This is a genomic window from Halomonas sp. ABH4_019, assembly GCF_056159885.1.
In genome coordinates this window covers 324,034-347,020 of record NZ_JBSWWC010000004.1, presented here as the reverse complement: position 1 = coordinate 347,020, position 22,987 = coordinate 324,034, and the positions used below count along the sequence as shown (strand labels likewise).

The 22,987-nt window shown below is 65.9% G+C and carries 28 protein-coding genes and 1 tRNA gene; 22 read left to right on the top strand and 7 right to left on the bottom strand.

All coding sequences use genetic code 11. The features are described from left to right. Positions 1-33: 33 nt before the first annotated feature. The 5 genes from ACXAFN_RS17380 to ACXAFN_RS17360 are packed head-to-tail and all read left to right on the top strand — an operon-like array spanning position 34 to position 3,544. Positions 34-363: a GPW/gp25 family protein gene (locus tag ACXAFN_RS17380; RefSeq protein ID WP_474990781.1), complete on the top strand. Its 330-nt coding sequence runs from the start codon at positions 34-36 to the stop codon at positions 361-363. Further along, complete coding sequence (locus tag ACXAFN_RS17375) at positions 363-1,274, top strand: baseplate J/gp47 family protein (protein ID WP_474990779.1); 912 nt, start codon at positions 363-365, stop codon at positions 1,272-1,274. Before ACXAFN_RS17380 ends, ACXAFN_RS17375 begins: the two co-directional genes overlap by 1 nt. Beyond that, positions 1,267-1,896, top strand: a complete 630-nt coding sequence (locus tag ACXAFN_RS17370) for a phage tail protein I (protein WP_474990777.1) — start codon at positions 1,267-1,269, stop codon at positions 1,894-1,896. Before ACXAFN_RS17375 ends, ACXAFN_RS17370 begins: the two co-directional genes overlap by 8 nt. A 23-nt stretch (positions 1,897-1,919) precedes the next feature. Beyond that, complete coding sequence (locus tag ACXAFN_RS17365; RefSeq protein ID WP_474990775.1) at positions 1,920-2,954, top strand: phage tail protein; 1,035 nt, start codon at positions 1,920-1,922, stop codon at positions 2,952-2,954. A gap of 5 nt (positions 2,955-2,959) precedes the next feature. After that, a complete protein-coding gene (locus ACXAFN_RS17360) occupies positions 2,960-3,544 on the top strand; it encodes a DUF4376 domain-containing protein (RefSeq protein ID WP_474990773.1) in 585 nt (194 codons plus the stop codon). A gap of 34 nt (positions 3,545-3,578) precedes the next feature. On the opposite strand, the gene ACXAFN_RS17355 is transcribed toward ACXAFN_RS17360, so the two are convergent. Beyond that, positions 3,579-4,238, bottom strand: a complete 660-nt coding sequence (locus tag ACXAFN_RS17355) for a hypothetical protein (RefSeq protein ID WP_474990771.1) — start codon at positions 4,236-4,238, stop codon at positions 3,579-3,581. Positions 4,239-5,217: 979 nt separating this feature from the next. Between ACXAFN_RS17355 and ACXAFN_RS17350 the strand changes: the two genes are divergently transcribed. From ACXAFN_RS17350 to ACXAFN_RS17320, 7 genes are all read left to right on the top strand, one after another. After that, a complete protein-coding gene (locus ACXAFN_RS17350; RefSeq protein WP_474990769.1) occupies positions 5,218-6,732 on the top strand; it encodes a phage tail sheath subtilisin-like domain-containing protein in 1,515 nt (504 codons plus the stop codon). Then, complete coding sequence (locus tag ACXAFN_RS17345; RefSeq protein WP_474990767.1) at positions 6,732-7,238, top strand: phage major tail tube protein; 507 nt, start codon at positions 6,732-6,734, stop codon at positions 7,236-7,238. The genes ACXAFN_RS17350 and ACXAFN_RS17345 overlap by 1 nt, the downstream gene beginning before the upstream one ends. Positions 7,239-7,307: 69 nt before the next feature. Next, the gene (locus ACXAFN_RS17340) at positions 7,308-7,601 is read left to right on the top strand and encodes a phage tail assembly protein (RefSeq protein WP_474990765.1); all 294 of its coding nucleotides are present in this window, start codon (positions 7,308-7,310) and stop codon (positions 7,599-7,601) included. A 134-nt stretch (positions 7,602-7,735) separates the two neighbouring features. Continuing rightward, positions 7,736-10,171, top strand: a complete 2,436-nt coding sequence (locus ACXAFN_RS17335; RefSeq protein ID WP_474990763.1) for a hypothetical protein — start codon at positions 7,736-7,738, stop codon at positions 10,169-10,171. Next, the gene (locus ACXAFN_RS17330) at positions 10,164-10,571 is read left to right on the top strand and encodes a phage tail protein (RefSeq protein WP_474990762.1); all 408 of its coding nucleotides are present in this window, start codon (positions 10,164-10,166) and stop codon (positions 10,569-10,571) included. Before ACXAFN_RS17335 ends, ACXAFN_RS17330 begins: the two co-directional genes overlap by 8 nt. After that, on the top strand, positions 10,546-10,758 hold the full coding sequence (locus ACXAFN_RS17325) for a tail protein X (protein ID WP_474990760.1): 213 nt from the start codon (positions 10,546-10,548) through the stop codon (positions 10,756-10,758). Before ACXAFN_RS17330 ends, ACXAFN_RS17325 begins: the two co-directional genes overlap by 26 nt. Next, entirely contained in the window at positions 10,755-11,771 is a 1,017-nt protein-coding gene (locus tag ACXAFN_RS17320) for a contractile injection system protein, VgrG/Pvc8 family (protein WP_474990758.1), read from the top strand. Before ACXAFN_RS17325 ends, ACXAFN_RS17320 begins: the two co-directional genes overlap by 4 nt. A 6-nt stretch (positions 11,772-11,777) precedes the next feature. Here the strand turns inward: ACXAFN_RS17320 and ACXAFN_RS17315 are convergent, their stop codons facing one another. The 4 genes from ACXAFN_RS17315 to ACXAFN_RS17300 all read right to left on the bottom strand — a co-directional run bounded on the left by ACXAFN_RS17315 (position 11,778) and on the right by ACXAFN_RS17300 (position 13,561). Continuing rightward, on the bottom strand, positions 11,778-12,113 hold the full coding sequence (locus ACXAFN_RS17315) for a hypothetical protein (protein ID WP_474990756.1): 336 nt from the start codon (positions 12,111-12,113) through the stop codon (positions 11,778-11,780). Between the two features lie 100 nt (positions 12,114-12,213). Further along, a complete protein-coding gene (locus ACXAFN_RS17310) occupies positions 12,214-12,435 on the bottom strand; it encodes a DUF1654 domain-containing protein (RefSeq protein WP_474990754.1) in 222 nt (73 codons plus the stop codon). A 621-nt stretch (positions 12,436-13,056) separates the two neighbouring features. Beyond that, the gene (locus tag ACXAFN_RS17305; protein ID WP_474990752.1) at positions 13,057-13,290 is read right to left on the bottom strand and encodes a DUF2188 domain-containing protein; all 234 of its coding nucleotides are present in this window, start codon (positions 13,288-13,290) and stop codon (positions 13,057-13,059) included. 194 nt (positions 13,291-13,484) lie between these two features. Beyond that, positions 13,485-13,561 (bottom strand) — tRNA-Pro (locus tag ACXAFN_RS17300). 189 nt (positions 13,562-13,750) lie between these two features. Between ACXAFN_RS17300 and ACXAFN_RS17295 the strand changes: the two genes are divergently transcribed. Further along, the gene (locus ACXAFN_RS17295) at positions 13,751-14,113 is read left to right on the top strand and encodes a CidA/LrgA family protein (RefSeq protein ID WP_474990751.1); all 363 of its coding nucleotides are present in this window, start codon (positions 13,751-13,753) and stop codon (positions 14,111-14,113) included. Beyond that, positions 14,110-14,841: an LrgB family protein gene (locus tag ACXAFN_RS17290; RefSeq protein WP_474990749.1), complete on the top strand. Its 732-nt coding sequence runs from the start codon at positions 14,110-14,112 to the stop codon at positions 14,839-14,841. Before ACXAFN_RS17295 ends, ACXAFN_RS17290 begins: the two co-directional genes overlap by 4 nt. Positions 14,842-14,881: 40 nt before the next feature. Here the strand turns inward: ACXAFN_RS17290 and ACXAFN_RS17285 are convergent, their stop codons facing one another. After that, positions 14,882-15,238: a hypothetical protein gene (locus ACXAFN_RS17285; protein ID WP_474990748.1), complete on the bottom strand. Its 357-nt coding sequence runs from the start codon at positions 15,236-15,238 to the stop codon at positions 14,882-14,884. A gap of 196 nt (positions 15,239-15,434) precedes the next feature. Between ACXAFN_RS17285 and ACXAFN_RS17280 the strand changes: the two genes are divergently transcribed. The 4 genes from ACXAFN_RS17280 (at position 15,435) to ACXAFN_RS17265 (ending at position 19,466) form a co-directional block, all read left to right on the top strand. Continuing rightward, on the top strand, positions 15,435-15,608 hold the full coding sequence (locus tag ACXAFN_RS17280; protein WP_474990746.1) for a DUF2970 domain-containing protein: 174 nt from the start codon (positions 15,435-15,437) through the stop codon (positions 15,606-15,608). Between the two features lie 128 nt (positions 15,609-15,736). Then, complete coding sequence (coxB, locus tag ACXAFN_RS17275; protein WP_474990744.1) at positions 15,737-16,855, top strand: cytochrome c oxidase subunit II; 1,119 nt, start codon at positions 15,737-15,739, stop codon at positions 16,853-16,855. 56 nt (positions 16,856-16,911) lie between these two features. Beyond that, the gene (gene ctaD, locus ACXAFN_RS17270; RefSeq protein ID WP_474990742.1) at positions 16,912-18,543 is read left to right on the top strand and encodes a cytochrome c oxidase subunit I; all 1,632 of its coding nucleotides are present in this window, start codon (positions 16,912-16,914) and stop codon (positions 18,541-18,543) included. 59 nt (positions 18,544-18,602) lie between these two features. Beyond that, positions 18,603-19,466, top strand: a complete 864-nt coding sequence (locus ACXAFN_RS17265; RefSeq protein ID WP_474990740.1) for a cytochrome c oxidase subunit 3 — start codon at positions 18,603-18,605, stop codon at positions 19,464-19,466. A 5-nt stretch (positions 19,467-19,471) separates the two neighbouring features. Here ACXAFN_RS17265 and ACXAFN_RS17260 read toward each other — a convergent pair whose 3' ends face one another. Further along, on the bottom strand, positions 19,472-19,666 hold the full coding sequence (locus ACXAFN_RS17260) for a DUF2909 family protein (protein ID WP_474990739.1): 195 nt from the start codon (positions 19,664-19,666) through the stop codon (positions 19,472-19,474). 34 nt (positions 19,667-19,700) lie between these two features. On the opposite strand from ACXAFN_RS17260, the gene ACXAFN_RS17255 reads away from it, so the two are divergent. The 4 genes from ACXAFN_RS17255 to ACXAFN_RS17240 are packed head-to-tail and all read left to right on the top strand — an operon-like array spanning position 19,701 to position 22,902. Continuing rightward, positions 19,701-20,393 (top strand): SURF1 family protein, encoded by a 693-nt coding sequence (locus ACXAFN_RS17255; RefSeq protein ID WP_474990737.1) that lies wholly within the window; start codon positions 19,701-19,703, stop codon positions 20,391-20,393. Positions 20,394-20,396: 3 nt separating this feature from the next. Further along, complete coding sequence (locus ACXAFN_RS17250; protein ID WP_474990735.1) at positions 20,397-20,930, top strand: hypothetical protein; 534 nt, start codon at positions 20,397-20,399, stop codon at positions 20,928-20,930. 12 nt (positions 20,931-20,942) lie between these two features. Next, positions 20,943-22,001 (top strand): COX15/CtaA family protein, encoded by a 1,059-nt coding sequence (locus ACXAFN_RS17245; protein WP_474990733.1) that lies wholly within the window; start codon positions 20,943-20,945, stop codon positions 21,999-22,001. Further along, entirely contained in the window at positions 21,994-22,902 is a 909-nt protein-coding gene (locus ACXAFN_RS17240; protein WP_474990731.1) for a heme o synthase, read from the top strand. The genes ACXAFN_RS17245 and ACXAFN_RS17240 overlap by 8 nt, the downstream gene beginning before the upstream one ends. Positions 22,903-22,987: the final 85 nt, after the last annotated feature.

Below are 22,987 nucleotides of genomic sequence, written 5' to 3'. Positions count from 1 at the left end.
GGCTGCTGGCGCATTCTCCCCAGCATGAACGGCATGAATGCACAGACCGGGCACTCCCTCTCCGGCATCGACCACCTGCGGCAGTCACTGCGCGACATCCTGGCCACGCCCATCGGCACCCGGGTGATGCGGCGTGACTATGGCTCGCGCCTTCACGAGCTGGTGGATGCCCCCATGAACAACGCCACCCTGGTCGAGCTCTACGCCGCCACCGCTGAAGCCGTGGCGCGCTGGGAGGCTCGCTTCAGGCTGACGCGCGTTCAGGTCGCGAGCGCGGTACCGGGGGCCGTGACCCTGGACTTGTTGGGCGAGTACGTGCCCACAGGGGAGTCCATCCAACTCGACGGCATCGAGGTGAGCTGATGGCGGATACCATCAACCTGTCGCAACTTCCGCCGCCCAACGTCGTCGAGGATCTCGACTTCGAGGCCGTGCTCGCCGATCGCCGCGCCGCCCTGCTCGCCCTGGTCGGCGAGGACCGGCGCGCCGAGGTCGAGGCCACTCTCGCGCTCGAGAGCGAGCCGCTGACCATGTTGCTGCAAGAGAATGCCTACCGCGAGCTGGTCTGGCGGCAGCGGGTCAACGAGGCTGCCCGGGCGGTGATGCTGGCGTTCAGTCGCGACGAGGACCTGGACCAGCTGGTGGCCAACTTCGAGGTCGAGCGGCTGATGATCGACCCCGGCGATCCAGACGCCACCCCGCCGGTGCCGCCTACCTATGAGAGCAACACCGACCTGCGCCTGCGTGCGCAAAGGGCCTTCGAGGGGCTCAGCGTCGCCGGCCCGCGCGCCGCCTATGAGTTCCACGCCCTCAGCGCCGACGGCCGGGTCGCCGACGCCACGGCCACCAGCCCGGCCCCGGCCGAGGCCCTGGTCACCCTGCTTAGCACCGAGGGCGACGGCGAGGCCAGCCAGGACCTGATCGACATCGTCGACGCCGCACTGTCCGCCGATGACGTGCGTCCGGTGGCCGACCGCCTCACCGTGCAGTCGGCCGAGATCATCGACTACAGCGTCGACGCCACCCTCTACGTCTACCCGGGGCCCGAGCAGGAGCCGATCCTCGCCGCGGCCCAGGCCGCCCTGGCCAGCTATGTCACCGCCCAGCGCCGCATCGGCCGCGACATCCGCATCTCGGCGATCCATGCCGCGCTGCATGTCGAGGGCGTGCAGCGCGTCGAGCTGGCCGCACCGGCCGCCGACGTCGTGCTGGACGACACTCAGGCCGCCCACTGCACCGGCACCACCGTGACGATCGGAGGCAGCGATGCTTGATAGCCGCACGCCGCTGCTGCCGCCCAACGCCTCGCCCCTGGAGCGCGCCGCCGCCGAGGCCCTGGCCGAGATTCAGCGCGTGCCGATCCCGCTGCGCGACTTGTGGCGCCCATATACCTGCCCGGCGCACCTGCTGCCCTACCTCGCCTGGGCGTTCAGCGTCGACCGCTGGGACCCGACATGGTCGGAAGCCGCCAAGCGCGAGGTCATCGCCTCTGCGTTCTACGTCCACCAGCGCAAGGGCACGATCAGCGCGCTGCGCCGGGTGGTCGAGCCGCTGGGCTATCTGCTCGAGGTCGTGGAGTGGTGGCAGACCGAGCCGGCCGGCGAGCGCGGCACCTTCGCGCTCCGGATCGGCGTGCTGGATACCGGCATCACCGAACAGATGTACACCGAGCTCGAGCGGTTGATCGACGACGCCAGGCCGGTCAGCCGACACATCAGCGGCCTCGACCTTGCCGGCGAGAGCCGCGGCACCGCCTATGTGGCCACCGCCGCCTATGACGGTGACGTCACCGCCGTCATGCCGTTCGTCGCCGAAGAAACCGAGGTCGCCGGGCTGTTCTATGTGGGCGCCGCCACCGACAGCACCGACACCGCCACCGTCTACCCATTGCCATGATCTTGAAGAAAGAGGAGGCCTGAATGCCCCAGTTCTACACCCTGCTCACCGACACCGGTCAGGCCAAACTGGCCAACGCCGTGGCCCTCGGGCAGGTCATCGAGATCACCGCACTGGCCGTCGGCGACGGTGGTGGCAGCCTGCCCACGCCCGATAGCAGCGCCACAGCCCTGGTCAACGAGGTGCGCCGCGCGCCGATCAACGCCAGCCAGACCGATCCCGACAATCCGTCCTGGATCATCGTCGAGCAGATCCTCCCGCCCGACGTCGGTGGCTGGACCATCCGCGAGATCGGCATCTTCGACGTCGACGGCGACCTGATCGGCATCGGCAACTACCCCGAGACCTACAAGCCGGTGCTGGCCGAGGGCTCCAGCCGGACCCAGACCGTCCGATTCGTGCTCGAGGTCAGCGATACCAGCGCCGTCACGCTCAAGGTCGACCCCAGCGTGGTGCTGGCCACGCGGGAGTATGTCGACCAACAGCGGGCCGAGCACGAGGCCAGCCGCAACCATCCAGCCGCCACCGAGGCCGAGCAGGGTATGGCCATCATCGCCACGCAGGCCGAAGTGGATGCGGGCGCAGACGATGGCAAGTTCATCACCGCGAAGAAGCTCAAGGGCTGGGCGGCGCAGTGGGTCAAGCAAGCGACCGAAACCGTTGCGGGAATGTTGAAGGTAGCCACCCAAGCCCAGGTGGATGCCGGCACCGACGACACCTCTGCCGTGACACCGAAGAAGCTACGCTGGGGAGTTTCTTATTCAGTAGGAAATCAAACAGGGCATTTTTTCTTTCCATCATTTCTAGGAGGCTGGGGTATCCAATGGGGCACAGCCACCACCCTTTCAGATGGTTCCCAGATTAACTTCTCTGTAGCTTTTCCGTTGGAGTGTCTCAACGTGACGGTGGGGACGCGCCTTACCATTGGCAACTCATCGAAGTCACTGGCTGCGGTGGATCCTGCAACAATCACGACGACGGGGTTTCAGGCTGTTGGTGCATTAATCGAAGGGACGAATGAAAGCTTCAACTTGTTTTACATCGCTTTAGGGAAGTAGCTGCCATGTATTATTTCAGCCCTTCAGAAAACATTTTCTATCCGGTTTCAATGCGTCTTCGCTATGAAGGCGCAGGGACATTTCCTAGGGATTCTGTCGAAGTTACCGACGAGGAATTTAACAAGTATGGGCAAACTGAGCCGCCGACCGGTTACCAGCGAGCAGCAGACGAGAGTGGACGCCCCACCTGGGTGCCGATCCCGCCCCTGGACCTTGACACCCTCGCTGCCCGCAAGCGCGCTGCGATCGACACCGCTCTCGTCGACGCCCTCGCCGCCGGCCTGCCCTACACAATGCCCGATGGCACCGAGGACACGGTCCAGATGATGGCCGAGGACCGGCAGAACCTGATGGGGTTGGCCATCGAGGCCCGCGACCTGGCCGCCGCCGGCGAGACAAGCGCCGTGCAGGAGTTCCGCGCCATGTCGAACACCACCTACCCGATGACGCCCGACGAGACCATCGCCCTCACCGACGCGGCCCTGGCCCACTACAAGGCCCTCAAGGCCCGCAGCTGGGACAGGAAGGACGCCATCACCGCGGCGCTCGCTGCCGAAGACCGGGAAGGGATCGAAGCGGTGGTGTGGTGATCAAGGCGAAACAAGTGTGCAAATGATAATTCTATTAGTCCACGGGGTGTGGGCTAATAGGTCTCGCCTTAATATAAAACGAAAGGGTGGGGTCAGCCTTTAAAGCCGCATCCTTGATCACCTCGCAATTGTCTATGCCTTCATAGCATATCTGCTTTGCAATCGAGATATTGGTCGCACTGATCTCGCCATCTTCTCTATATTGTGATAACAAAGCATCAAGATAGTTGACCAACAAAAACCTCTTGGAAATTGCATTCATGTAACAGCCCGTAATGCTTCCAGGTAAGTATGATATAAGGTTAAACTTATCACTGCTTACATCCACATTTAATCTTGGATCTGCTTTTGATCGACCACTAGCCAAGTCAGCAATAACCTCAATCCTACAGCTAACAAGACTCATCTCTACATGATGAAAGAAATCTCTGAGAAGAACGATTTCATTATATATTGACTGGAATGAAGAACGACGCCGCCCCTCATCTTCTACATTCTTCCTTGAAACTCTTTGCCTCTCAAATAAAGCGGGGACAATAATCGCCACCAATATTGCCATTATAGAGCCTATAGCTTGCACCCACTCTGGCCGCCAAGAAGTAAGAAAAAGGCGGTTTTCAAATAGAAAGGGCCCCAACGCAGCCACTAGCGCTACTGCCATGAGTATCCCGATGCTCCACCAACGTTCGTTCATCACTCCCCCTGCAGACCGCACCTGTCTGGACTTTACCAGATCAACACGCGCCATTGAGCACTTCGCCAAACGTTTTAGATCCCCAGCCACATCGCCCGACGCTCACTCCTCGCCGGCTACTGCGCAACCCTGTCCGCACCGTCGCCGTGACGGTGATCGGCCTGGTGGCTTACGCCAACCGCCGTAGCCTCAGACGATCGAGCGGGCCGCGAAGCGGTGGAGTGCCCTTCAGGAAGCACCAAGCCCGACACTCGGGGAGGTTCTTCATTGTGGGTCGGGGTTCCACACCGACTTCGTCAGGGCGATAGCCATCGAAAGCAGCTAGCTGGAGGCATTGATACCAATGGGGGAGTCGTCAATCTTTCTTACGCCGCCGTTAGTGCTGGTCTGTCACTAGTGAGTCAGTTGCTCATTTCCATGCACCTGGCGTTAGGCCTCGTCATGACCGTCTCTACCGCTATTTCCTAAAGGTTGACTGGTGTTGACATGAGGCAGGAGATCGCAAAGGCGGTTATGCGTTTTCTCGTCGGAATGTTTATACGTCTTTGCGTTAATGTGCCTTTGTACAAATGACCATTTGTCCATATTGCGCAGGTATCATTGCGTCAGAAAGTCGACAGCTGTTGGGTTTGTAGGTCGCTGTAGGTCTCTGAAACTACAGGTGATTGGTAAATTGTTGTAAATGCTTTGGTCCTTAGGCGTGTTGATGAGTTTTTGGGTTTGAGGGCTTGATTTCTTCCCTTGTTGGCGGATAGCTTGAAAAGAGATTGGCTAAGGTGAGATCCGTCGCTCAGGGTGTGACAGTGTGGATTAGAACTGCCTCATGCCGGAATTCTTTGTGATCGAGATGAAAGCTCTGGATCTTCTGGAAGCTACCAGATATGCCGAGGAACCACTGCCAGCGGAGCGTTGCCAGCTCGCGCGTCATGCTGGGATTACCGTCCGGAACATCACCTGATCAGGCGAGAGGCAAACCGCTATGGCATTTCTTCACGGGGCCGAGGTCCTCGAGATTGCAACTGGCCCCCGGCCGATCCAGACCGTGCGCTCCGGCGTCATCGGTATCGTCGGTACCGCGCCGGAAGCTGAGGGCGCGACGGAAGCCACGCTGACGCTGGGCAACGCCCCGGCCAACACAGGGATCAACTACACCGCCGTCACCGAGGGCACCGAGGGCAACAACGTGCGGATCCGCTACGTCGATCCGGGCAGCGCCTCGGCGACCCTGGCGGTGACCGTCGATGGCAACGACATCACCGTCGCGCTGGCGACCGACACCGAGGGCGCCGTCTCCAGCACCGCCGCCGACATCGTCACCGCGGTGAATGGCGAAACCGAGGCCGCGGCCTTGGTCACTGCCGCCGCAGTGGCCGGCAGCGACGGCACCGGCCTGGCTCGGGCACGCGAGTTCCAAGCGCTCAGCGGTGGGGCGGCCGAACCGTTCCCGCTCAACCGGCCGACCCTGGTGGCCGGCAGCCGTACCGAGGCGGCCCGGCTGGGCACCGCCGGCACACTGCCCGGGGCCATGGATGGCATCTTCGACCAGGTGGGTGCCGTGGTCATCGTGGTGCGGGTCGAGGACACCGAGGACGAGCAAACCACCCTGGCCAACGTGGTCGGCGGGGTGAACGCCACCACCGGCGACCTCGAGGGCGTGCACGCACTGCTGGGCGCCGAGTCGGTGGTCGGCTTCTCGCCGCGCATCCTCTGCGCGCCTGGTTGGACACACCAGCGCGAGAGCGGCCTGCGCAACGCCGTGGTGGCCGAGCTGCTGGGCATCGCCGAGCGCATGCGGGCGATCATCGTCGCCGACGGCCCGAACACCACAGACGACGCGGCCCAGCAATATGCCAACGACTGGGGCAGCGCACGGGTCTACCTGGTCGATCCCTGGGTGCAGGTCCTGCAGAGCGACGGCAGCTATGCCGCCGAGCCGCCCAGCGCACGCGTGGCCGGCATCATCGCCAAGATCGACAACGATCTCGGGTTCTGGTGGTCGCCCTCGAACAAGCCGGTCAACGGCATCGTCGGTACCGCCCGCCCGGTGGACTTCAAGCTGGGCGACGCCAACAGTCGCGCCAACCTGCTCAACGAGGGCGGCATCGCCACCATCATCCGCCAGGACGGCTATCGGCTGTGGGGCAACCGCTCGCTGACCGACGACACCAAGTGGATCTTCCTCTCGGTGCGCCGCACGGCGGACATGATCAACGACTCGATCCAGCGCGCTCACCTGTGGGCGGTGGACCGCAACATCACCAAGACCTACGTCGAGGACGTGACCGAGGGCGTCAACGCCTATATCGCCAGCCTCGTGGCCCAGGGCGCACTGCTGGGCGGGCGCTGCTGGCCGGATCCCGACCTCAACACGCCCGCCAACATCCAGCTGGGCAAGGTGTACTTCAACTTCGAGTTCACCCCGCCGTATCCGGCCGAGCACATCACGTTCCGGTCGATGCTGGTCAATGACTACGTCGAGGAGGTGTTCGCCTGATGGCCGCTCGCAACATCATCAAGCAGATGACCGTCTCCGTGGATGGCCGCGGCTACGCCGGTCAGGTCATGGAGTACACGCCCCCGGTACTGACCCTGTCCACCGAGGAGCACCGCGCCGGCGGCATGGATGCCCCGATCACCCTGGACATGGGCATGGAGGCGCTCACTACCAGCTTCGTGCTGCGCGCCTACGATGCGGAGATCCTGCGCCAGTTTGGCGTCTCCGAGGGCAACACCGTGCCGTTCGTGGGCCGCGGCGCCATGCAGTCCTATGACGGCACCTGGCGGCCCACCGTGCACACCATGCGCGGCAAGGTGACCAGTCTCGACCGTGGCACCTGGCAGCCCGGCCAGGCGGCCTCGATGACCGTCAATATGGCCCTGGACTACTACCGCGAGGAGCACGACGGCTCCCTGGTTCACGAGATCGACCCGATCAACATGATCCGCATCGTCAACGGCAACGATCTACTGGCCGACTTGCGCGCGTCCCTGGGCGTGTAGCGGTGCTCGGCATGGCAGGCCTTGGCCGGTGATCTCTCGCCGGCCCACTTCCACCACATGGAGTCCCCGATGGACGATCAAGACCAGACCCCCGATTACCTGAACTACGACCCGCAGGGCTTCTGCGACATCACCTTCGACCGATCGGTGACGCTGGCCAGCGGTGTCGAGCAGAAAACGATGCGCATGCGCGAGCCGACCGTCGATGACCAGATCGTGCAGGACGAGATGAAGGGCAGCGATGCGATCAAGGAAGTGACGGCCATGGCCAACCTCTGCGAGGTGGCGCCGGAGGACATTCGCCGTCTCTCGCTCAAGAACTACCGCCGCCTCCAGGAGGCCTACTCGGGTTTTTTGTCCTGAGCGCTGATGACGCGCGTCGGCTGGTGCTGGCGCTGGCCTCCCATACCGGCTGGTCACTAGCCGAGCTCACGGGGCTGCCCACCAGTCGACTGCTGTGGTGGGCGGCCGGCCTGCCACGCAAGTAAGGATCGCGCATGGCGAACCAACGCCTCAACGCCACCATCCAGATCGGCGGCACCGTTGCCCGGTCGCTGACTCGCGGGCTGGCCAATACCCAGGACCAGCTGGGCGAAGTCGGCGACACCATCCGGCAGGCCACCCGCCGGCAGACCATGCTCTCCCGCGAGATCGATCGCATGGGGCGCCGGGGCATGAACGTCGAGCCGCTGCGCCGGCAGTATGCGTCGCTGAGCGACGAGATCGACCGCGCCCGACGCAAGCAAGCCGCCCTGCAGCGCATCGCCGATGCCGACGTGGGGGGGCGGTTCACCAACATGACCCGTGAGGTCGGCACTCTGGCGCGTCGCACCGCCGTGGGAATGGGCGCCATGGGCACGGCCATCGGCCTGGTCACCCATACCACCGCCAACAGTAACGAGGAACTGAACCAGTACGCCCGCCGCCTGGGCGTCACCACCGAGTGGCTGAGCCGCACCCAGTACGCAGCCGGGCAGTTCGGCATCGCCAACGACTCGCTGGTGGATGGCGTCAAGGAGCTCTCGCTGCGTGCCGATGAGTTCGCTGTCGCCGGTGCCGGTCCTGCTGTTGAGGCGTTCGAGCGCCTGGGGCTCTCGCAGGAGGAGGTCAACCGGCTTTCCAAGGATACTGCTGAGCTGTTCAGCGTGGTCCGGGATCGCATGACAGCCATCCAGGAGCCCGCCGCTCGCCAGCGCGTGTCAGATGAGCTGTTCGGCGGCGAGGCCGGCGAGCAGTTCATCGAGTACCTGCAGCTATCGCGTGAAGAGGTGTCCAAGCTACACCGTGAAGCGGACGCTGCAGGGGTCACGATGTCGCGCAGCCAGGCTCAAGCGTCCCGGGCATACATGCGCTCCTGGCGTCGGGTGTCCGGTGTGGTGGTCGGGCTGCGCAATACCATCGGTACCGCCCTGATGCCGGCGGTGGGCGACATGATGAACCAGCTTTCCGGCTGGCTGATCGAGAACCGGGATCGTGTCGACCAATTCGCCAGCACCATGGCGGATGGCCTCGAGAAGGCTGTGCCCATCGTCGGGGACCTGCTGCGCGGGCTAGCCACCACTGCCGAGCATGTTGGTCAGGCCACCGCGGTAGTCGCCGATCTCGTTGGCGGCTTCGACAACCTGGGCATGATCGTCGGCGGGATCTTCGCCGGCAAGGCCATCGCTTCGGTAGTCGCCTTCGGTGCGTCTATCTGGCAGGCCGGCTCGGCGCTAGTGTCGCTCTCCGGTGCGTTGCCAATGGTGGCGGGCGGCATCAAGGCTATTGGGGCTGCGCTGATGGCTAACCCCATCGGCCTGGTCATCGGTGCGATCGCTGGCGCCGGTTACCTGATCTATCGCAATTGGGAGGCCGTCGGCCCCTGGTTCGCTGGCATGTGGGAGGGGATCAAGGGCGCCGCTTCCTGGGCTTGGGAGGGGCTCAAGTCCATCGTCAGTTTCTCCCCGTTGGGATTGATCGTCCGGGCCTGGCAGCCCGCCGCCGAGGCGATCGGCAACATCGTGGGTGCGGTCAAGGATATGGCTGGCGCTGCCTGGGACTGGATGCAGACCAGATTCTCCTGGTCACCACTCGAGACCATTGCCACCGCCTGGGGCGGCCTCACTAACTGGCTCGGTCGCACATGGGCAGACGCCAAGGCTGGCGCCCGAGCCACCTGGGAGTGGATGCAGGCCAAGCTCTCCTGGTCGCCCCTCGAGACCATCGCCACCGCCTGGAGCGGCGTCAGCGGCTGGTTCGCCAGCATGTGGGAGGGGATCAAGGGCGCAGCATCCCAGGCTTGGGATGGTATCAAGACCATCCTGGGATGGTCGCCGCTGGGGCTGGTCATCGAGAACTGGGGCGGCCTCACCGGCTGGCTGGGCGGTGTGTGGGATGTCGTGAAGGACGACGCCGCTGCCGCCTGGGAGTGGATGCAGGCCAAGCTCTCCTGGTCGCCCCTCGAGACCATTGCCACCGCCTGGGGGGGCGTGAGCGACTGGTTCGCCGGCATGTGGGATGGCATCACCGGTGCCGCCGAGCGGGCGATGAACTGGATCACCGGCAAGCTGGAGTGGGTGGGCAATGCCTTCGGCCAGGTCCGGGATTGGTTGGGCTTCGGTGAGGACGCACCCGATACCCCGCCGCCACGGCTGACCGCCGGCCGCGGGCCAGGGCCGGCGGCACGGGTGGGTGGCAGCCGCCACGATGCCGAGGCTCGTGGCCAGGCTGCCGCCGAGCGTGCCATGCCGCGCCCCGATTTCTCCGGCGACCAGTCGGCCGGGGCATCCGCCGGCGAGCGAGTCCGCGAGGTGGTCAACCAGATCACCAACAACCTGACGCTGCACGTGACCCGCCGCGAAGGGGAGGCCGACGCCTCCTATGCCGAGCGCATCGCCGAGATGGTCATGGAGCGGATCAACGAACGCCAGCAAGGGGCCCTCTACGATGGCTGATGTGATGATGAAGCTTGGGGCCTTCTCTTTCAGCCTCGACACCGCCGCCTATCAGAAGCTGAGCCGTTCCAGTCGGTACCAGTGGGCCGCTCAGGCCAGGGTAGGGCAGCACGAGGCCCTGCAGTTCACCGGGTACGGAGAGGACGCCATCACCGTGACGGGCCGGATCTATCCCGGCTGGCGCGGTGGTACCGGTCAACTCGACGCCATGCGCAGCCAGGCCACGAAGGGCGAGCCGCTGATGCTGGTGGACGGCCTCGGCCACGTGCATGGCCGCTGGGTCATCCTCGGCATCGAGGAGGAGGCCGACACCTTCGCCCCGGCCGGTGTGCCGCGCCGGCAACGCTTCACCCTGCAGATGAGGTTCTACGACGATGGCCCGCAAGTATCGAACTCGTGACGGCGACACCGTCGACTGGATCTGCTGGCGCGCCTACGGCCGCCTGAGCCAGGGGCTGGTGGAAACCGTGCTCGCGGCCAATCGCGGCATCGCTGATCAGGGACCGCTGCTGCCGGCCGGCCTGCTGCTGACCCTGCCGGACGTCGAGCAGCCCGCGCCGAGCCGGAGGGTGCGCCTGTGGGGGTGAAGCCGACGTTCCGTATCACGGCCAACCAGGAAGACATCACCGAGGCGCTGCAAGAGCGCTTTGTCTCGCTGCGCTTGACCGACAAGGCCGGCATCGAGTCCGACGAGCTGACGCTCACGCTGGCCGACCACGACCCCTCCGCCCCGATCGCACTGCCCCCGAGCGGCGCCGAGCTTCGGGTGTGGCTCGGCTATGATGACGAGGCCGACGAAATGGGCGCCTTCATCGTCGACAGCCTCGAGATGAGCTGGCCGCCCAATCAGCTCAAGATCGTCGCCAAGGCGGCGCCCTTGGCGGTGAGCGAGTCGGGGGAGGGCAGCCAGCGGCCCATGCTCCAGACCAAGAAGACCCGCAGCTGGGAAGCGGGGACCACCCTCGGCGACATGGTGCGCACCATCGCCGGCGAGCATGACCTCGAGCCCGCCATCCAGGAGGCCATGGTCGGCATCGGCCTCTCGCATATCGACCAGACCGACGAATCCGACATGAGCCTGCTGACGCGGCTGGCGCACCAGTATGACGGCATCATCAAGCCTGGTGGCGGCCGGCTGCTGCTGGCGCAGCGTGCCGCTTCGCAGAGCGCGGGAGGCGAGAGTGGTGGCCAGGCGCTGCCCACGGTGGCCATCACGCCCGCCATGGTGAGTCGTGGCCGCATGAAGCTGGCCAAGCGTGGCGCCGCCGGCAAGGTGGTGGCTCGCTGGCGTGATACCCAGGCCGCGGCGACGCTGGAGATCAGCGTGGGCGAGGGCGAGCCAGTGCAGCGCCTGCAGACGATCTACCCGGATGAGGCGGCCGCGCGGGCCGCGGCTCGCGCCGAGCTTCGCCGCGGAGCGCGCGGCGAGCAGACCCTGGACCTGACCCTGCCGGGAGACACGGCCTTGATGGCCGAGGGGCGGCTGGCGCTTTCCGGCTTCCGCGAGGGTGCCGACGGCGAATGGCTGATCACCGAGGTGCAGCACCGGCTGGATACTGGCGGCTTCTCCAGCCAGGTCAAGGGGGAATTGCCGGAGTAGGCCTGCCTACTCCAGGTGCAGCTCCTGCATCACGCCGTCCCAGGTGGCAAGCAGGTCCCCGCCGCGGGTAACGATGCGGGCTTCGCGAAGCACGCTATCTGGCCCGGCGACCACGCACTCGAAGGTGGTGGCTAGTCCACGGCGGACGTCGTAGCTGGCGTTATCCCAGGTCACGGTGTCGACGGCAATGGTCGGGGTGTCCTGAATCATGCCCATGCCGAGCACGATACCCGCGTCCTGAGCCTGCATGATGCGGTCCTCTGCATCCGGTTTATCGCAGTCTTCGGCCAGGGCGGCCATGGGCAGAGTCGCCACGATCAATGTCAACGCCAGCTTCTTCATCGAAAGGCCTATGTGGTAGATGGGCTCTAAGGTTGCTGAATTAGCATGGCCGTATCGAACTGCTTCTTCAATTCCTCCGGTGCTCACGCCCGCTTCCATCTTAGGGTGTCGCCGGCAACCAGCTGACCAGCCAGCCCTCATCGGTGCGGGTGATGTCCACGTTCTCGTTCTCGTCGATCTCGCCGATGATCCGCTCCCATGCCTCGACGTCATCGTCCTCTCGGGGACGCAGATACACTTGGCGGATCTCGCGGCGGTTCGCTCCGGCGATCTCTATCTGGATGCGCTGGGCAAGCTGTTCATAGGCGGTCGTGTCCGACATGGCCGGGCCCTCGTTAAAACTGTATGGATGAACAGTATTAGAGGTGTTGGCACAGAGACGCAAGGCCGTCATGGCTTGCTGGAATATTCAACGGGAGGCAGATTGACGCGTGAGACAATCGCCGAAAAGTGAGACAGAGGGTAGGGCAGGGCCCTGATACAGAAGGGAAATCGGCTTAGGTGTGGCTCTACCATTGAGCTCAAGCTTACTTAGGTGCCCCAAGCCGGCCAGAGCCGGCCGGGGCGAAGGCCTTAGAACCGCAGCAAGGCGTACACAACCACACCAGCAATGGCAACCGCACCCCATGCAGGGATTGATGCAGACAAAGCGGTGTATACGGCAGCATATGCCGTTGCTTTGGAGATCAGACCTGCTGAGCGCGTTGAGTTGGGCTTATCCATAGCATCCCTCATCAACTTCCCCCTGATCTCTTGTAGAGCCGGGATAGGGGGGCCCAGACCTGCTGCCTATTGCAGTTTAAAGCAGTCATGTTGGCGGCAGCACCCGACTGCACAAACCGGATCCCGGAACCGCATGGCAAACTTTATCTAAGGTGCAGGACAATTGGAAGACCGTTAGAGCCCGCCTACGTAATCCACTGCAGTAGGCGGGCTCCCAAGCTCAGTTCTTGTCCTTGGGCGGGTTCGGGTCGCCTCCATGGCTGTCAGGGTTCTGGATGGTCCCGTCTTTCCGGTGAGGGATGAACTCGCTCCCCTGGTTTCGGCTCACTTGACGGCCATAGTCCATGGCGTCTTCCTTGCGCTCGAAATGCTTGCTGGCACGCTCTGCTCCGCCTTTCTTGACGTCCCATCCGCCATTGGGGTTGGGCACGACGTGATGCGTTTTCCTGGTCATGAATCGCTCCTTGAAACTAACGGTCTGGCTTCGCTCAAGGCTGACGCCCTGAAGCAAAATCAGCTTAGACCATTGATTTTGTGTCAGGGAGAAGGAATGCGGAGGGTTTTGACGAGGTTTTGACAATATTTTGAGCGCAACGAAAAACGGCCACCGCTCTGATGAGCTAAGTGACCGTTTTCCTTGATGTTTGATGGTCGGAGCGACTGGATTCGAACCAGCGACCTTTGCAACCCCATTGCAACGCGCTACCAAGCTGCGCCACGCTCCGACGTTCTCGTTATTGGGTCCTGCGCCGTGGGGCGTGTCCCCCGAGAACGAGGCGTATACTAGCGCGTTCCCCGGAAAATGAAAACCCCTTTTTGCGCTTTCGTTTCAGAAACTTGGCCGCGCGCACCGGATGCTCCCCTCCGGCCCCTCGCTTTGCCAGAATGAGGGAACGCTTTCGGGGAGGATGATGATGCCGCTGATCTTGGGAATGAGCATGCTGCTGGCCTGCCAGATGCTGGGCGAGCTATTGGCGAGGGGGCTGACGCTACCGATCCCCGGGCCGGTGATCGGCATGGTGATTCTGCTCGTGGCGCTGATGGTGCGCGGCAAGGTGCCGGGAAGTCTGAGGGTCACCGGCGAGGGCCTGCTGCGTTATCTGACGCTGCTGTTCGTGCCCGCCGGCGTCGGCCTGATGGTCCATGGCGCGCTGATCGGTCGCGACATCCTGCCGATCCTGGCCACGTTGATCCTGTCCACCGTGCTGACCCTGGCGGTGACGGCGGGGGTGTTGTCGCGTCTTCAGGGGCGCCAGGGCAGGGGAGGTCGTCAATGAACGTCGCGCGCCTGGACCAGCTTTGGGTCTATCTGTCGGGCAACCCGCTGCTGTCGCTGTTGATGACGCTGCTGGCCTTCGCCCTGGCGGTGCGCCTGAATCGTGCCCTGGGCGGCACGCCGCTGCTGCACCCGGTGATGCTGGCGATCGCGCTGCTGATCGGGGCCCTGCTGTGGCTGGACGTGGACTATGCCACCTACTTCGAGGGCGCCCAGTTCATCCATTTCCTGCTGGGGCCGGCCACGGTGGCGCTGGCCATTCCGCTCTACGATCATCGCGAGCGCGTGCGTCGCCTGCTGGGCCCGCTGCTGCTGGCCTGCCTCACCGGCATCCTCACCGCCGTGACCAGCACCCTGGGGCTGGCACTGCTGCTGGGCGCGCGTCTCGAGACCGTGATGTCGCTGGCGCCGCGGTCGGTGACGTCGCCCATCGCCATGGGCATTGCCGAGCAGATCGGCGGTATCCCCTCGCTGGCGGCGGGACTGGTGCTGTTGACGGGGGCCATCGGCTGCGCGCTGGGCCCGGCGATCTTCCGCCTGCTGCGAATCGACGACCCGGCGGTGCAGGGTTTCACCCTGGGGCTGGCCGCCCACGGGTTCGGCACCGCCCAGGCCTTCGCCCGGATAGGCGCGGTGGCCGGGGCCTTCTCGGGTCTGGCCATGGGCGTGACGGGGCTGCTCACGGCCTTCCTGCTGCCGCTGGTCACTCATCTGCTGGGGTTGGGGTAGGGCGCCGGACCGTGCCCGATGCCCCTCGGCCGAGCGGGGCTCAGAGTTCTTCCCAGATGCGCTTGCGGAAATCCTCGGACAGCTCGGCGACCTTGCCGAGCCGCTGCAGATGGGTCTGGGTGACATCCTCGAGCAGCCGTTGATAGCAGTGATGGAGTTCGAGCGGGTGCTTGACGGTGTGCCCGGTATGGCAGCCGGCCAGGCGTTCGCCGCTCTCGGCCAGGGCGTGCAGGCATTGGGCCTCGAACCGCATGGCCTCCACCAGGCTCTCCATCCAGGCCAGTTGCATTCGGGCGAAGGGAGTGGCGCCTTCCAGCCACTGCCGGTTCCACCATTGCAGCATGGCGTCTTGGGGAGGCACGGGGGTGTGGCCGGCCTCCCCGGTGTCTTGGCTCATCATGGGTCTCCCGTATCGTGCGCTGACAGGACCAGCGACGTCCGCCGTCGGGGGCGTCGTCCTCGCAGTATAGATGTCGTCGTGGCGAGGCGTGTCGCGAATCCGGCCTCGGCCCGCGTCGGGCATGCGAGTCGTGCCGCGGGAGCCTTGCGTCGTCGTAGGCTAGCCTCATGGGGAAGCCTGGGGAGGAAGCGTCATGTGGCGTGTCATCAAATCGGTACTGGCGGCCTTCTTCGGCGTCCAGAAGGAGGCGCGCCGGCGCGAGGACTTCACCGGCGGCAAGGCGAGCCACTATATCGTCGCGGGCCTGTCGCTGGCGCTGGTCCTGGTCGTGCTGATCGCCATGGTGGCATCGCTGGCGGCGCGCTGAGTCGTCCACTAGCGTTGACTGACGCGTTAGGGCGAGGCGCTGGTGCAAGCCGGTCGCCCCGCGAGGGGCTTCTATACTCGATCCAGACGTGGCTAATACAACAACGACGTCAGGAAGAGGAGGGGGCGATGCGCAACCGGCTCGTAGGGACGGCGGGAGGGACGATCCTCGCGGGATCACCCTCGTTCGTGCTGGCCAACGGCTGGAACATGCCGGTCGGCGTCACCGACCTGAGTCGCGATATCCAGTCCCTGCACATGATCATCTTCTGGATCTGCGTGGTCATCGGGGTCGTGGTGTTCGGCGCGATCTTCTATTCGCTGTTTCGCTATCGTCGCTCCCGCGGCGCCAAGGCCGTGCATTTCCACGAGCACACCACCGTCGAGGTCATCTGGACGGTCATCCCGCTGCTGATCCTGGTGGCGATGGCCGTGCCCGCCACGGCGACCCTCAAGCGCATGTACGACGCCTCCGAGGCCGACATGGACGTGCTGATCACCGGTCAGCAGTGGCGCTGGCGCTACGAGTACCGGGACGAGGGCGTGGCCTTTACCTCCAACCTGGCCACGCCGCGCGAGCAGGTCCAGGGCCAGGCCGTCAAGGACGAGAACTACCTGCTGGAGGTCGACCAGCCGTTGGTGCTGCCGACCGACCGCAAGGTGCGCCTGCTGTTGACGTCCGACGACGTGATCCACTCCTGGTGGGTGCCGGAGCTGGCGGTCAAGCAGGATGCCATGCCCGGGTTCGTCAACGAGAACTGGGTGAGGATCAACGAGCCCGGGACCTATCGCGGCCAGTGCGCCGAGCTGTGCGGTCGCGATCATGCCTTCATGCCGGTCGTCGTCGAGGCGATGGAGCCGGAGCGTTTCGACGCCTGGCTGGCCGAGCGCAAGGCGGCCGCCGCCGAGGCCGCCCAGGGGGTCGACCGCGAGTGGGGTCTCGACGAGCTGATGGAAAGGGGCGAGCAGGTCTACGGCACCATCTGCGCCTCCTGCCACCAGCCCGATGGCAGCGGCAGCCCGCCCGCTTTCCCCGCCCTGGCAGGCAACCAGGCGCTGCTCGATGACCTGGAGCGGCATATCGGGACCGTGATCGACGGTGTTCCCGGCACCGCCATGCCGGGCTTCAGCAATACGCTGGATCCGGTGGAGATCGCCGCCGTGATCACCTACGAGCGCAACGCCTGGGGCAACGAGGCCGGCGACAGCGTCCAGCCCTCGGCGATCGCCGAGCGGCTCGCCGACTAATTGACGCCACCAGGCGCCGGCGAAGGCGCACGAGATGCTAACCAGGGAGTACGACGATGGCTTCGCACTTGCCTCCCAAGTCCACCGTACAACATAGCCAGCCGGCCTCCGCCGGAGCGGTGGCCGATCCGCACCCTGCGCCGCGGGGCATAAAGCGCTGGTTGCTGACCACCAATCACAAGGAGATCGGCACGCTCTACCTGCTGTTCTCGCTGGCCATGTTCTTCATCGGCGGGCTGTTCGCGATGGTCGTGCGCGCCGAGCTCTTCCAGCCGGGGCTGCAACTGGTCCAGCCCGAGTTCTTCAACCAGATGACCACCATGCACGGCCTGATCATGGTCTTCGGGGCGGTGATGCCGGCCTTCGTGGGCCTGGCCAACTGGATGGTGCCGCTGCAGGTCGGTGCCCCGGACATGGCCCTGCCGCGGCTCAACAATTTCAGCTTCTGGCTGCTGCCGGTGGCCTTTGCGCTGCTGCTGTCGACCCTGGTGATGCCGGGTGGCGCCCCCAATTTCGGCTGGACCTTCTATGCACCGCTGTCGACGACCTACGGGCCGCCGTCGACCACCTTCTTCATCTTCTCGCTGCACCTGGCGGGCATCAGCTCGATCCTGGGTGCCATCAACATCATCGCCACCATCCTCAACCTGCGGGCGCCGGGCATGCGGCTGATGGACATGCCGCTGTTCGTGTGGACCTGGCTGATCACCGCCTTCCTGCTGATCGCGGTGATGCCGGTGCTCGCCGGGGTGATCACCATGATGCTGCTGGACATCAACTTCGGCACCAGCTTCTTCAATGCCGCGGGCGGCGGCGACCCGGTGCTGTTCCAGCACCTGTTCTGGTTCTTCGGCCATCCGGAGGTCTACATCATGATCCTCCCGGCCTTCGGCATCGTCTCGGTGATCATCCCCACCTTCGCGCGCAAGCCGCTGTTCGGCTACGCCTCCATGGTCTACGCCACGGCCTCCATCGCCATCCTGTCCTTTCTGGTGTGGGCGCACCACATGTTCACGGTGGGGCTGCCGCTGGTGGCCGAGCTGTTCTTCATGTACAGCACCATGCTGATCGCGGTGCCTACCGGGGTGAAGGTCTTCAACTGGGTGACCACGCTGTTCCGCGGCTCCATCACCTTCGAACCGCCGATGCTGTTCGCCCTGGCCTTCGTGGTGCTGTTCACCATCGGCGGTTTCTCGGGGCTGATGCTGGCCATCTCCCCGGCGGACTTCCAGTACCACGACACCTATTTCGTGGTCGCGCACTTCCACTACGTGCTGGTGCCCGGCGCGGTCTTCGCGATCATGGCCGGCGTCTATTACTGGCTGCCCAAGTGGACCGGCCACTACCCGCACCTGCGGCTGTCCCAGTGGCACTTCTGGCTGTCGGTGATCGGCGTCAATCTGACCTTCTTCCCCATGCACTTCGCCGGCCTGGCCGGCATGCCGCGGCGCATTCCGGACTACGCGCTGCAGTTCGCCGACTTCAACATGGTGACCAGTCTCGGGGCCTTCCTGTTCGGGGCCTCCCAGCTGCTGTTCGTGGCGGTGGTGGTGCTGTGCGTGCGGGGTGGGGAGAAGGCGCCGGCCAAGGCCTGGGACGGCGCCGTGGACCTGGAGTGGACGGTGCCGAGTCCGGCGCCGTTGCACACCTTCGAGACGCCTCCCGACTTCCGGCCCCGCGAGCACTGAGTTCGCGGCGCCTCGAGGCAGCGCCGCTCCGGGCGGTGGCCAGCTAGAGGAGATCGAGCATGAGCGGTGGCAGCTACTACGTTCCCGCCTCCAGCAAGTGGCCGGTTCTGGCCTCGCTGGCGATGGGCGCGATGATGATCGGCGCCGGCACCCTGCTGGTTCACGGACTGGCCGGCTGGCCGGTGATGACGATCGGCCTGCTGGGGGTGCTGGCGGTGATGACGCTGTGGTTCCGCGACGTGATCGAGGAATCCCGCCGCGGCCTCTACGACGCGCAGATGGACCGCTCCTTCCGCTGGGGCATGGGCTGGTTCATCTTCTCGGAGGTGATGTTCTTCGCCGCCTTCTTCGGCACGCTCTTCTACGTGCGTGCCTTCGCGCTGCCGTGGCTGGACGGCGAGGGCGCCAAGGGCGTGGCGGCCCTGCTGTGGCCCGACTTCACCGCCTCCTGGCCGCTGATGAATCCTCCGGACAAGGCCATCCAGGGGCCCAGCGACACCTTTTCCCCCTGGCACCTGCCGCTGGTCAACACCCTGATCCTGGTCGGCTCCAGCATCACCCTGACGGTGGCCCACGAGGGGCTCAAGGAAGGCTATCGCACCACGGCCCGGAACTGGCTGACCGGCACGGTGCTGCTCGGGCTCTGCTTCATCGTCATCCAGGGGTTTGAGTACTACGAGGCCTACGCCCACTACGGCATCACGCTGCAGGCGGGCATCTACGGCGCCACCTTCTTCCTGATGACGGGCTTCCACGGCCTTCACGTGATCATCGGCACCATCATCCTGATCGCCATTCTGGGGCGGGTGGTGCGCGGGCACTTTTCCCAAGACGACCACTTCGCGTTCGAGGCGGCGGCCTGGTACTGGCACTTCGTCGACGTGGTGTGGATCGGCCTGTTCACCTGCGTCTACGTGTTCTGAGCGGATCAGCCGCCGAGGTCGCCGACATAGAAGCCATACAGGAGCAGCGCCAGCAGCAGGGCCGCCAGGGCGACGCGCAGCTTGAGCGACACGAGGACCCGCCGTGAGCGCCCCCCGTCCTTGATCAGGAAGCCGGCGCCGGCGGCGAGGCTCGCCACCATGGCCAGGAAAACGAGGGCAATCAAGGTCTTGAGTAACATATCTCACTCCGTGAAGGGGGCCGCCGGCCCAAGCTTGAGCGGCCGTCGCCTGGGGCTCTGGATCCTGTGCTGGAGCCTGGTGGTGGCGCTGGGGCTCGGACTGGGACTATGGCAGTGGCAGCGGGCCGCCGACAAGCGCGAGCTGCTGGCCCGCCACGCCGAGGCGCCCCGGCTGGAAGACCCCGTGGCGATGCCCCCCGACGGCGCCCGCGTGACCCTGCGCGGCGCTTACGTGGCGGAGGCCACGCTGTTTCTCGACAACCGCACCCACGACGGGCGGCTGGGGGTCGCCGCCCTGACCCCGCTGCGCGACGACGCCGGGCGCCTGTGGCTGGTAGAGCGAGGCTTCCTGGCCACCGGGCCCAGTCGGGCGACCCCGACCGTGACCACGCCCGAGGGGGCGGTCACCCTGTCCGGGCGCTGGCAGGTCGCCGGCGAGGCGGCGCCGCTGTTCGGTCCCAATCGCGAGGGGCGTCGCCTGCAGCGCATCGCCCTGGACGCCTGGCCGGGGCTCGGCGGCTTCGCCCACGACGGCTGGCTGCATCTCGAGGCCGGTCCCGGGCATCTCGAAACCTGGTGGCGTCCCAACGTGCTGCCGCCGTCGCGGCACCTGGGTTACGCCCTGCAATGGTGGGGCCTGGCCCTCGCCGCCCTGGTGGTGATGATCCTGGGCGGTCGCCGCCTGGCCCGTGATCGTCGCGAGTCCTCGTTCGGCCGAGAGGAGTGATCGATGCCTGCCCAATCTCCCGTTTCGTCGCGCGCCAAGCTGCTGGCGCTGTTCGCGGTCTTCCTGCTGCCCATGGCGGTGGCCTGGGGCATGGTCGAGTGGCGCTGGGGCGTGCCCGAGGGACGCACCGCCCATGGGCGCTTGACCCCGGAACTGCCGGAGCTCGCCGCCTGGCCGCTCGTCGGCGGTGCCAAGCAGGGCGCCGACGACTGGGTGCTGGCCTTCGACTGCCCGGCATCGTGCGCCGAGCAGGCCGACCGCTGGTGGCGACTGCATCGCGCTCTGGGCCGCGAGGCGTACCGCGTGAGCCGGCTGCGCCTCGGCGGGGATGCGTTGCCGCTGCCCGGGGCGGCGGCGGCCGAATGGACGACATCGCCGGCCTGGCGGGCCCCGGGGCGGCTGTGGATCTTCGACCCCGAGGGACGTGCGGTGCTGCAGTACGCGCCCGAGGTCGAGACGTCGCTGGTGCTCGAGGACCTCGAGCATCTTCTCGAACGCAATCCTGCGCCGCCCACGGCGCGCCTGCACCGCGAGTGAGGAGGGACCCGGATGCGCGATATCGACGATCGTCCACGCCTGCGCCCCGTGCTGTGGCTGAGCCTGGCCGGGACGCTGTTCTGTGCCCTGGTGGTGCTGGCCGGGGCCGCGACGAGGCTGATGGATGCCGGGCTGGGCTGCCCCGACTGGCCCGGCTGCTACGGCGCGCCGCTGGTGCCGGACGCCGACCGGGCGCTGTCGCATAGCCCCGAGGCTCCCCTGGAGGCCACCAAGGCGTGGATAGAAATGGTGCATCGCTACCTGGCGGCGGCGCTGATCGCCATGGTGCTGGTGCTGATGGCCTGGGGGGCGCGCCTGCGACGTCGGGGCGTCGACTATCCCTGGCGCCTGACCGTCGGCCTGCTGGCGGCGCTGATGCTGCAGGGCGCCTTCGGCGCCTTCACGGTGACCTTCAAGCTGTGGCCGCAGGTGGTCACCCTGCACCTGCTGGGCGGGCTGTCGGTGATGGGGCTGTTCCTGTGGCTGCATCTTCGCCTGCGGCGCCTGGCGTCGGGGGCAGGCGGGATCCGGCGGCCGCGTCGTCTGACCCCACTGTGGCGGCTGACCATCCTGGCGCTGGCGCTGCAACTGGCGCTGGGCGGCTGGACCTCCAGCAACTACGCCGGGATCGCCTGCCAGGGATTTCCCTCCTGCAACGGTCAGTGGGTCGCGTCCCTCGATTGGGGCGAAGGGTTTCACCTGACCCAGGCGGTAGGCCCCAACTATCTGCATGGCCAGTTGCATGCCGAGGCGCGCAGCGCCATCCAGGTGGGACACCGCCTGGGCGGCGCGCTGCTGTTGACCTGCCTGCTGGCCCTGGGCTGGCGCCACGGCCGTGAGCGGGCGATGCGGCCCTGGCTGGCGCTGGCGATCGGCACCGGCCTGGCCCAGGCGGCCCTCGGCGTGGCCAACGTGCTGCTGTGGCTGCCGCTGTGGCTGGCGTTGCTGCACACCGCCGGGGCCGCCCTGCTGGTGGCCAGTCTCGCGCTGGCGGTATGGCACTGGCGCTGGGCTCCGGTGGCCCGGCCACGGGTCGCCGGCGTCACTCGACAGGGGTGGCTGCATGTCTGACGGCGCGATGTGGCACGCCACTGCCGGCGCGTCGTCGCGCTGGCGGGACCTGTTGACCCTGTGCAAGCCCCGAGTGGTGGCGGTGATGCTGGTGTGCAGCCTGGTGGGGATGCTGCTCGCGCGCCCCGTGCCGCCGCCGGGGGCGGTGGTGTTCGGCCTGCTCGGCATCGCGCTCGCGGCGGGCGGCGCGGCGGCCTTCAACCAGGTGGTGGACCGGCGGCTGGATGCGCTGATGAGGCGGACCGCCGGTCGTCCGCTGGCCAGCCGACGACTGCCGACGTCGCTGGCGCTCGGCTGGGCGACGCTGCTGTCGGCCATGGGGATCATGCTGCTGCTGTGGCGGGTCAATGCCCTGACCGCCTGGCTGACCCTGGGCTCGTTGATCGGCTATGCGCTGGTCTACACCGCCTTGCTCAAGCGGGCAACGCCCCAGAACATCGTCATCGGCGGGGTGGCCGGGGCGGCGCCGCCGCTGCTCGGCTGGACGGCCGTCACCGGCGAGCTCGGTCCGGAGCCGCTGTTGCTGATGCTGATCGTCTTCGCCTGGACGCCGCCGCACTTCTGGGCCCTGGCCCTTCACAAGCGCGAGGAATACGCCCGAGCCGGAGTGCCGATGCTGCCGGTCACCCACGGGGCCTCCTTCACGCGCCTGCAGGTGTGGCTCTACGGTTGGCTGACGGTCGCGGTGACCCTGCTGCCGTTTGCCATCGGCATGAGCGGCGCGGTGTACCTGGTCGGGGTGATGGTCCTCAATGCGCGGTTCATGGTCTGGAACTGGCGAGTGTGGCGGGGCCGGGACCCCGAGGCCCCGCTGGCGGCCTTCTGGTTCTCGATTCGCTATCTGCTGGGGGTGTTCGGGGTGCTGCTGCTGGATCACTACGCCATGGTCGGGGCGGGCTGAGCCGCGGCCCGGTGGCCGCCCGATTCCCGCTCCGATCCGGCCGGGTCGGCCTGGGATGGGGATTGGGGTCGCAGGAGGCAGGGTA